Here is a 9,536-nt window from a genome sequence, read left to right as displayed (position 1 = left end):
TTAATTGGATGTTTCAACGTTATGCCTGCATATTTGCGCCCATGATGCGTGAATTACATGTGACGAGAGATGGGTCGCATACATTGCAGTTGATAAATTCGGAAGTTACATATCATAGCCGGTACGGTGCCATTCAAGAAAGTGAACACGTGTATATTGGTGCCGGCCTACAGCCTTTTATTGGTAATACAGAACCTGTGCGCATTTTTGAAATGGGCTTTGGAACAGGACTCAATGCTTTTTTAGCCTACCTCGAGGCCAGAGAAGCCAAAGTGAAAATAGAGTATGAAGCTGTAGAGGCTTTTCCGCTGGTAAAAGAAGAATACAAGCATTTAAACTATGCTCAGGTAATGGGCAAAAAAGAACTTTGTGAAGCTTTTCAGATGCTGCACCAAACGCCCTGGAACCGCACCATCCGTATTGGCAGCTGGTTTAGTTTGGTTAAACATCAGGCCAACATGCTTGAGTTTGCTACCACCAAAAAATTTCACGTCATTTTTTATGATGCCTTTGCCCCCACGGCACAACCCGAACTATGGACGGAAGATGCTTTGGGTAAGATGTACAACCTGCTACAGCCAAATGGTATTTTAACCACGTATTGCAGCAAAGGCGAAGTAAGACGTAACTTGGAGGCTGTCGGATTTTCGATAGAAAAACTGCCCGGGCCTTACGGCAAAAGAGAAATGCTGCGGGCACACAAAGCACTTGATTGATGAAAAAACTTCTTTGTTTCAGTCTGTATTTTTTCTTGCTATCCTCTGGTGTATGGGCGCAAATGCCCAAAGCAGAAGAAGCTATCCGTCAGCTAATGGATATGCAGGAAGATGCCTGGAACCGTGGCGATATTGCAACGTTTATGGAAGGCTATTGGAAAAATGATTCTCTTTCTTTTACCGGTGCCGCTGGCCCGGTATATGGCTGGCAAAAAACCTACGATGGCTATCTGAAACGCTACGATTCGCCGGCTAAAATGGGCAAACTCAGTTTTACGCTGTTACAGCTAAAGCCCCTCGGAAAAAAATTTTACACAGTGGTAGGCAAATGGCATTTGGAAAGAACCGTGGGTAATGTGGGCGGTCATTTCACCCTCATTTTGCAACGCTTTGCCAATGGCTGGCGCATCATTTCCGACCATACGAGTTAGCCCTGCTGGTCTACATCAAACAGGGGCACTTCTTTCCACTTTTTTATAATGTACCGCAACAGCACTAAAAAGCTCACAATAAGCCAAGCGTAAAAAACGATGTGCCATACTGCGCCTTGATCTCCCCAAAACAAGAGGCCCAGTTTTATACCCAACACGGTATTAATCAGCAACCACACCAGCCCAAGGCTCATGGTGTGTAAAATGGTGGCCAAAAACTTCCTTACCTCGGGTTCCATACAATATTGAATTTTTAAAAATGACTGGCCGAAAGTCGCACTTTCGGTACAAACAGATGGCATTTAACCGATACATTACAGTGTTTCGTTAATAAGGTTGCTTTCCTGTCATTTTGGCGCAGCAGCTATTATCTTTGCCCTCCTTCAAATAATTGCCTGCAGCATGCATCAAATTCCAACCACTGCACCAGATATCAGCACAACGCTCAATGACCACGACGAAAGCCGGCAGGGTGAAGCCTATGCCCCTTTTGCACTGGACCCTAACCAATACAAAAAACATTTTTACATTGAAAGCTATGGCTGCCAAATGAACTTCAGCGATAGCGAAATTGTGGCGTCCATCCTCAACCAGCATGGCTTTGGCGCCACCCGCAATGTGGAGGAAGCCGACCTGATTTTGCTCAATACCTGCAGCATTCGGGAAAAAGCCGAACAAACCGTTCGCAAACGCCTCACCGAGTTTCGCAAACTCAAAGAGAGCAAACCCGGCACCCTGGTGGGCATGCTCGGCTGTATGGCCGAACGCCTCAAGAGCAAACTGCTGGAAGAAGAAAAACTGGTAGACATGGTAGTAGGCCCCGATGCCTACCGCACCCTGCCAGCCTTGGTGGAGGAAGCCGAAACCGGTCAGAAAGCAGTGAACGTAATGCTGAGCCGCGATGAAACCTATGCCGATATTTCACCTGTTCGCCTCGACAGCAACGGTGTATCTGCCTTTGTGAGCATCATGCGGGGTTGCAACAATATGTGCTCGTTTTGCGTGGTACCCTTTACCCGTGGCCGTGAACGAAGCCGCGATGACATCAGCATCCTCGCTGAGTGTCAGGACCTGTGGAACCGTGGTTTTAAAGAAGTAACCCTGCTTGGCCAAAACGTAGACAGCTACTATTTTGTACACGACGATGGCCGCATTGTAAACTTTGCCAATCTGCTCGAAAAAGTAGCTCTCATCAGCCCAGACCTGCGGGTTCGCTTCAGCACTTCACATCCCAAAGACATTACCGATGAAGTGCTGCACACCATGGCTAAGTATGAAAACATTTGCAAGTACATACACCTGCCCGTACAAAGCGGCAGCACCCGTGTGTTGCAACTCATGAACCGCACTTACACCCGTGAATGGTACATGGCCAAGGTAGACCGCATCCGCGAAATACTGCCCGATTGCGGTATCAGCAGCGATGTGATTGCCGGCTTCTGCACCGAAACCGAAGAAGACCATCAGGATACACTGAGCATTATGGCGTACAGTAAGTACGACATGAGCTACATGTTTTTTTACAGCGAACGCCCCGGCACACTGGCTGCCCGCCGCTATACCGACGATATACCGGAGGATGTGAAAAAGCGTCGGTTGGTGGAAATTGTAGAATTGCAAAACCGCCTGAGCCGCGAAAGCAATCTGCAAGACATTGGCAAAACATTTAAAGTACTGATTGAAGGCAACAGCAAACGCAGCGATGCCGACTGGATGGGCCGCAGCAGTCAAAACAAAGTGGTGGTGTTTCCGAAAGAAAACTACCCGCTGCAAAAAGGCGACTATGTGTGGGTGAAAGTACACGACAGCACACAGGCCACTTTGCTGGGCAATATTGTAGAAGCATAAATACACGGCAGATGCACCCCATTATCGACAACAACAAAAAAGCAATCATTGAACTATGCAAACAGCATGGTATTGCTTCCTTGTGTGTTTTCGGCAGTGTGCTACGGAATGATTTTGGTCCGGAAAGTGATGTTGATTTTCTGGTTAGTTATGTGCCTGACCAATCGCAACTTGAAAAGTTCGACGCATTCCTTTCATTGAAAAACAATCTGGAGCATCTTCTAAAAAGAGATGTAGACTTATTGGAAGCTGAAAACATTGACAACAAGTATCTCCGCTTTTTCATCAACCAAGAAAAACAGTTGTTGTATGGCGAAGCGTGATTTGATTGTGCGACTGGAGGATATCCGAACAAAGATCCTCGCCATTGAGTCAATTCTTCAAGAAGCTGGCGAAGAATCTTCTATGCTGAAAAGTGAAGTCTACAAGCTTGCCTTGGAAAGGTCTTTCGAAATAATTGGAGAAGCATTGTACCAGATTCAGAAACAGCACGAATTTCAACCAGTATCAGACATGAGCAGAATTATCAGCTTACGTCATTTATTGGCGCATGATTATTTCAAAATAAACCACTCCCTATTGTGGGCTTTAGCGACAGAAAAAATTCCTGTTTTAAAAAAGGAAATACTTGACTGGATTGACAGAGAGAATCTCCGTCTTTTTGGAACTATACATCCTGAAATAGATTAAGAAGGATACAACAACATGAGCGACTTACAATCGATAAAAAACAGGTTTGGCATTATTGGCAATGCGCCGGCACTCAACCATGCATTGCATGTGGCCGTGCAGGTAGCCAACACCGACCTCAGCGTACTCATCAGCGGCGAAAGCGGCGTGGGTAAAGAAGTGTTTAGCCAAATCATTCATTCGCTATCGCCCCGCAAGCACAATCCGTTTATTGCGGTCAACTGTGGCGCCATACCCGAAGGCACCATCGACAGCGAATTGTTTGGCCACGAAAAAGGCTCCTTCACTGGTGCTGTAGATGCCCGCAAAGGCTATTTTGAAACAGTAAATGGTGGCACCATTTTTCTCGATGAAATTGGGGAGATGCCACTGGGCACACAGGCCCGCTTACTGCGGGTATTGGAAACCGGCGAATTCATAAGGGTGGGCTCCAGCAAGGTACAGAAAACTGATGTGCGGGTGATAGCTGCCACCAACCGCAACCTGCTGCAGGAAGCGCATAAAGGCCGCTTTCGTGAAGATTTGTATTATCGCCTCAACTCGGTACCCATTCGCATTCCATCGCTCAGAGACCGGCAGGAAGATATTCCGCTGCTGTTCAGAAAGTTTGTGATTGATTTTGCGGAGCGGTACAATACAACACCTGTGCAGCTTGATGAAGAAGCCCGCCAAATGATGATGCATTACCCATGGCGGGGCAATGTGCGGGAACTGAAAAATATTGCTGAACAAATAAGTGTGCTTGCCAAATCGAAACAGATTAATGCACTGGAATTAAAACCTTTTTTACCAGAAGCACCGCTCAACCATTTACCCGTACTGGCCAGTAATTTTACCGATAACGGAAGCGGATTTGTGAGTGAAACAACATTCGCCAACGAACGGGATATTTTATACAAATTCATCTTCGACCTGAAGAAGGATGTGAATGAAATGAAACGCATGTTTGTGGAGTTGGTCAACAATCCTTCGGCTGTAGCAGCTACGCAGGGCTTTCAGGATGTGATGAATGACAACAACAACCTGATGCCACATGATGTAAGCCACGCCGCTTACAACCTGCCGGCCAAAACCAACACCAATACTGCACCGGTATACATTCAGCAACCAGAAGCAGCTGTACCATTCGATCAACACGAAGAGGTGGACGAATCGCTGAACATAGCCGATATGGAAAAAGAACTCATCATAAAGGCATTGAAAAAACACAGGAGCAAACGAAAGGATGCTGCACTCGATTTGGGTATCAGCGAACGTACGCTATACCGCAAACTGAAAGAATACGACATTGAAGACCTGTAAATCATTTTACGAGGTGTTTGCTTTGATAGAACAAACAATAAAAAGTGTTGCATGAATACAACCGGAAAAATAAAGTGGAGTTGGCTGTTGTGGGCATTGGTATTGATTGCCCCTGCCTGTGGAGTTTATACATTTAAAGACGTGAGCATTCCGGCAGAAATCAAAACCGTGAAAGTAAACTTCATTGAAAATAAAGCCCGGTTGGTAAACCCACGCCTCAGCCCTGCCCTTACGGATAAGTTGCAGCAAAAAATTGTGAGTCAAACCAAACTTATACGTACCAATAATGAAGATGCCGACTGGGTGATTAGCGGTGCGGTGAGTGATTATTCCATCAGCACATCGGGCCTGAGTGCTCAGCAGGCCAGCACTAACCGCCTTACAGTAGTAGTACAAATAAGCCTGCGGGATAATATAATCAATAAAACCACCGAATATTCGGTGAACAAAAGCTTCGATTTCAGCGCCACCAAAACTTTGCAACAGGCAGAAAGCGAACTTGGCGATGAGCTCATCAGAGGAGTAACCGACGAAATTTTCAACCGGCTTTTTTCCAATTGGTAATTGCCCCCTACTTTCGGCACATGCTTGCAAGCAAAAACACCATATTGCCATCGTTGGAAACAGCTGCCGATGTAACCTCATTGGCACTGCAATATCCGTGGTATCCCACGGCGCAGCTGTGGCTGAGTGAGCAAGGCGATAGAAATGCTCCGGGCAAGCTAGCGGCTTTTGTGCAGCATCCGCTACGGGTGCATGTTTTGCTATCTGCAGCCACCACAACTGAGAGTGAGAATGCTTCACAGGTTGATGATGCAACCGTTGCCATGGCTGCGGAGACCGCATCTATTGAACCGCAAGAAACCATTACCCATGAGCCGGTTCATCTGCCCGAAGCGCCGGAAGAAACCACACAACCTTCCCTTACGCTGCAACCTGCAGCAGCTGGCAGCACCGACGAAGACCTCCTGTTTTTGCCCTATCATACGGTAGATTATTTTGCAGCCCTTGGTATAAAAATGGATGCCAGCCAACTGGGCACCACCCGTTTTGATACGCAGCTAAAAAGCTTTACGCAGTGGCTCAAAACCATGAAACGCATCAACTACCAAACGGGCGAAATGAACAGCGATCCGTTGGTTGAGCAACAAGCTAAGGCATCGGTACTGGCAAAAGAAATAGTTACCGAGGCCATGGCCGATGTGCTGGCACGCCAGGGAATGCGGCCGCAAGCCATTGCGGTGTACCAGAAATTATCTTTGCTGCATCCTGAAAAATCCGTTTTCTTTGCAGCCCAAATCGAAAAATTAAAAGCCGAAAAATGACCATACTTTTTCTCATCCTGATTGTGTTGGCAAGTGTAATTCTTGGACTGATTATTTTGGTACAAAACCCCAAAGGTGGTGGCCTCACCGGCAATGTAGCTGGCTTGGGCAATCAGTTTATGGGTGTAAAGCAAACTACGGATGTGCTCGAAAAAGGCACCTGGTTATTTGCAGCCATCATTGGTATTTTGTGCATTGTAAGCGTACTGTTTATGGGTACGCAAGATGCCGGCAAGTCGGCCATCGACCGTGTAAGCGGTAGCGGTGTACCTGCGCAAACCACGCCAAAAGCTACGCCACCGGCTGCAACCACTACTCCCGCTCCTGCAAAGGCTGATAGCGGAAAATAATTTGATTGTACATTTTTTACCGATAGAAAAATCCTGCTGACATCAGCAGGATTTTTTTTGCAAATTGCCACATCATTTTCTTTGCTGTTCTTCCCATTCAACACGTTTTGTATGCTTAAAAAAATAATGAAGGTTTTGTTTGCACTGGGCCTACTGCTGTTGCTGGCAGCCTGGTGGCTGTTTTTCAAAAGCATCACCGGCTTCGACAAATCTTTTGAATACGTGTACATACCAACGGGCACCAACAGCCAGGCTCAACTACTGAAAGCCCTGCAGCAAAATGGCAGCATCAGCAGCACCAGCGGATTTCATTTGCTGGCTACCGCCACAGGGTATTACAACAATATAAAGCCCGGCAAATACCGCATCGAAAAAGGAAGCAATGCCTTCAGCATTTTTCGTATGCTAAAAGCTGGCCGGCAAACCGAAGTAAAACTGGTGATAGGTAAAATAAGGCTGGCAGAAGAATGGGCACAAAAAATGGGACAGCTCATAGAAACGGACAGCGCCAGCATTATGCGTTTTTTGCGCAGCAAGGATAGCCTGAAAACATTGGGCGTAGATACCAGCACCTGGCCTACATTACTCATTCAGAACACCTATAACATTTACTGGACGCAGGATTTCGGCACCGTGATGAAACGCCTAAAAAAAGAACAAGCCAAATGGTGGGCGCAAAAAGAACGGATGCAAAAAGCAGCTACTTTGGGCTACACTGCCGAACAGGTCTACACCATTGCCAGCATTGTAGAAGAAGAAACCAACATGACTGAAGACAAGCCCCTCGTAGCAAGTGTATACATCAACCGGCTGCGCAAAGGCATGCCCCTGCAAGCCGACCCGACAGTGCGGTTTGCCCGAAAAGACTTTGCCAGCAACAGGGTGTTTTATAATCACCTGAAAACGCCTTCGCCCTACAATACCTACCTCAACAAAGGCCTGCCCCCCGGCCCTATTTGTGTACCCTCGGTAGCTACGCTGGATGCAGTACTCAAAGCACCGGCTACTGATTATATTTACTTTGTGGCAAAGCCAGATTTTAGCGGATATTCCGTTTTCAACAGTAGCTATACCGAGCACAGCAAAGCCGCCAAATTGTATCAAGACAGCCTGACGGCTTACCTTGCCAGAAAAGCGGCCAAAGCTGCTGGCAAATAAGCAGCAACAAGGATGAATAAACTCGAAAAGAAAATACTCACTTTCCCACCTGTTGCAGCCTTGCTAAGAGTGAGCAAACGCATCACCCTTCCTGGTTTTGAGGGCATCCCTTTGTACGATGTGATGCACTTTTTTGTGCAGCAAGTACAAAAAATCGGGTTTAGTGAAAGAGCTGCTGCCATTTCATTCAACATGATCATGGCTATTCCAGGAGGGCTCATTTTTTTGTTTACCCTCGTTCCGTTTTTGCCCGATGCCTTGCACCTGCGAGACCAACTGCTGTACCTGCTGGATGATTTGTTTCGCAACAAAGAGATGTACCAAATGCTGGAAGATGTAGTGAATGATTTTTTTATTACCGAACGCAGCGGCCTGTTGTGGTTGAGTGTGGCGTTCATCATTTTCTTCAGCTCTAACGCCATGATGGGCATTATGCACACCTTCGACCGAAGTTATTTTGAAGAACGCAGCAGCCGCTTTATGGCAAAAAGATGGACCGCCTTTAAACTCACTTCGCTACTCATTTTACTCATCCTTACTTCCATGCTATTGCTGGCTACCCAAGGCAATATCAAAACGTTCATTTTAAAGAAACTCGGCTGGGATTATTATATCATCAGAACCATTATTGAATACAGTCGCTGGCTTATTATTTTCAGTCTTACGTATTTTACCATTGCCTTCATTTACCGCTACGGGCCTGCCGTAAAAGTAAAGTGGAGCCTGCGATCGCCGGGGGCGGTGCTGGCCACAGTGCTGGTATTGCTGGTTACATGGGGTTTTTCAGTTTGGGTAAACAACTTCAGCAACATCGATAAAATTTATGGCTCTGTGGGCACCGTTATTTTGCTCATGAACATTGTGTATATCAATGCGCTGGTGTTGATTATTGGCTTCGAAATCAATGTGAGTATCGCTTCCATTAAAGCCAAGAGCGACAAGCGAATAGCCGCAGAAACACTGGCCGATTCAGTTGAAGACAGATTTTAACAGCCCGCAGTTGCATTGAACAAACGGACTCAATAATTTGTATCGTCTTTGCTTAAGGAGAAAAACCACCAAACTTTTTTTTATGAAAAAAATGATGATTGCTTTTGCGGCAGTGGCATTATCGGCACTTGCATTTATGCCGGCACAAGTGCTTACCATTGGTAGCCCCATGCCCGATGTAGCCAACATCAGCATGCAGGATGTAAGTGGCAAACAAGTAACCCTGAAGCAACTCACCACTGGAAATGGCTTACTGGTGATGTTTAGTTGCAACACTTGTCCGTATGTCATCAAAAATCAGGCACGTACCAAAGAAATTTTAAGCTATGCACAGCAACAGCAAATTGGCGTAGCTGTACTCAACCCCAACGAGGCCTACCGCAGCAAAGACGATAGTTTTGAAGCCATGGCAACATATGCTAAAGCTCAGGGCTACAATTGGGCTTACGCCATCGATAAAAACCATGTAATAGCCGATGCATTTGGTGCCACCAGAACACCGGAATGTTTTTTGTTTGACAGCAAAGGAATACTGGTTTATCATGGAGCCATTGACGATAGCCCCAGCGATGCAGATGCTGTTAGCCGCAAGCATTTGGAAACCGCCATTCAGGAACTAAAAAAAGGGGCGGCGATTTCAGTGCCTACCAGCAAATCTATTGGTTGCTCCATCAAAAGACTGAGTAATTAATGTTGATTTTTTATTACAAAGCCCGCTGCTTTTTT

General features: G+C 46.3%; 13 protein-coding genes. 12 read left to right on the top strand and 1 reads right to left on the bottom strand.

Annotated features, from left to right (window positions below; all coding sequences use genetic code 11):
• Positions 1-41 precede the first annotated feature (41 nt).
• Both mnmD and V7Q13_RS02085 read left to right on the top strand, forming a co-directional pair.
• Entirely contained in the window at positions 42-716 is a 675-nt protein-coding gene (mnmD, locus tag V7Q13_RS02090) for a tRNA (5-methylaminomethyl-2-thiouridine)(34)-methyltransferase MnmD (RefSeq protein WP_333799026.1), read from the top strand.
• Positions 716-1,147, top strand: coding sequence for a YybH family protein (locus V7Q13_RS02085; RefSeq protein WP_333799025.1), 432 nt, complete (start codon positions 716-718; stop codon positions 1,145-1,147). Before mnmD ends, V7Q13_RS02085 begins: the two co-directional genes overlap by 1 nt.
• On the opposite strand, the gene V7Q13_RS02080 is transcribed toward V7Q13_RS02085, so the two are convergent.
• The gene (locus V7Q13_RS02080) at positions 1,144-1,386 is read right to left on the bottom strand and encodes a hypothetical protein (RefSeq protein ID WP_333799024.1); all 243 of its coding nucleotides are present in this window, start codon (positions 1,384-1,386) and stop codon (positions 1,144-1,146) included. The genes V7Q13_RS02085 and V7Q13_RS02080 overlap by 4 nt on opposite strands.
• A gap of 163 nt (positions 1,387-1,549) precedes the next feature.
• Between V7Q13_RS02080 and miaB the strand changes: the two genes are divergently transcribed.
• The 10 genes from miaB to V7Q13_RS02030 all read left to right on the top strand — a co-directional run bounded on the left by miaB (position 1,550) and on the right by V7Q13_RS02030 (position 9,501).
• Positions 1,550-2,995: a tRNA (N6-isopentenyl adenosine(37)-C2)-methylthiotransferase MiaB gene (miaB, locus tag V7Q13_RS02075; protein WP_333799023.1), complete on the top strand. Its 1,446-nt coding sequence runs from the start codon at positions 1,550-1,552 to the stop codon at positions 2,993-2,995.
• A gap of 11 nt (positions 2,996-3,006) precedes the next feature.
• Positions 3,007-3,318 carry a nucleotidyltransferase family protein gene (locus tag V7Q13_RS02070; protein WP_333799022.1) on the top strand — a complete coding sequence of 104 codons (312 nt, stop codon included), beginning with the start codon at positions 3,007-3,009 and terminating at the stop codon, positions 3,316-3,318.
• Positions 3,305-3,685, top strand: a complete 381-nt coding sequence (locus V7Q13_RS02065; protein ID WP_333799021.1) for a HepT-like ribonuclease domain-containing protein — start codon at positions 3,305-3,307, stop codon at positions 3,683-3,685. The genes V7Q13_RS02070 and V7Q13_RS02065 overlap by 14 nt, the downstream gene beginning before the upstream one ends.
• 15 nt (positions 3,686-3,700) lie before the next feature.
• Positions 3,701-4,987: a sigma-54 interaction domain-containing protein gene (locus tag V7Q13_RS02060; protein WP_333799020.1), complete on the top strand. Its 1,287-nt coding sequence runs from the start codon at positions 3,701-3,703 to the stop codon at positions 4,985-4,987.
• 51 nt (positions 4,988-5,038) lie between these two features.
• Positions 5,039-5,551 carry an LptE family protein gene (locus V7Q13_RS02055; RefSeq protein WP_333799019.1) on the top strand — a complete coding sequence of 171 codons (513 nt, stop codon included), beginning with the start codon at positions 5,039-5,041 and terminating at the stop codon, positions 5,549-5,551.
• Between the two features lie 20 nt (positions 5,552-5,571).
• Positions 5,572-6,312 carry a hypothetical protein gene (locus tag V7Q13_RS02050; protein WP_333799018.1) on the top strand — a complete coding sequence of 247 codons (741 nt, stop codon included), beginning with the start codon at positions 5,572-5,574 and terminating at the stop codon, positions 6,310-6,312.
• A complete protein-coding gene (gene secG / locus V7Q13_RS02045; RefSeq protein ID WP_333799017.1) occupies positions 6,309-6,662 on the top strand; it encodes a preprotein translocase subunit SecG in 354 nt (117 codons plus the stop codon). The genes V7Q13_RS02050 and secG overlap by 4 nt, the downstream gene beginning before the upstream one ends.
• Positions 6,663-6,773: 111 nt before the next feature.
• Entirely contained in the window at positions 6,774-7,820 is a 1,047-nt protein-coding gene (mltG, locus tag V7Q13_RS02040; protein WP_333799016.1) for an endolytic transglycosylase MltG, read from the top strand.
• A 12-nt stretch (positions 7,821-7,832) separates the two neighbouring features.
• On the top strand, positions 7,833-8,810 hold the full coding sequence (locus V7Q13_RS02035; RefSeq protein WP_333799015.1) for a YihY/virulence factor BrkB family protein: 978 nt from the start codon (positions 7,833-7,835) through the stop codon (positions 8,808-8,810).
• An 82-nt stretch (positions 8,811-8,892) separates the two neighbouring features.
• Complete coding sequence (locus V7Q13_RS02030; RefSeq protein ID WP_333799014.1) at positions 8,893-9,501, top strand: thioredoxin family protein; 609 nt, start codon at positions 8,893-8,895, stop codon at positions 9,499-9,501.
• The last annotated feature ends 35 nt before the right edge of the window (positions 9,502-9,536 follow it).

The sequence above is a fragment of the Phnomibacter sp. genome, from assembly GCF_036803085.1.
Lineage (GTDB): Bacteria > Bacteroidota > Bacteroidia > Chitinophagales > Chitinophagaceae > Phnomibacter.
Note: the sequence above shows the minus strand (reverse complement) of the source record. Positions and strands in the feature narration are given on the sequence as shown.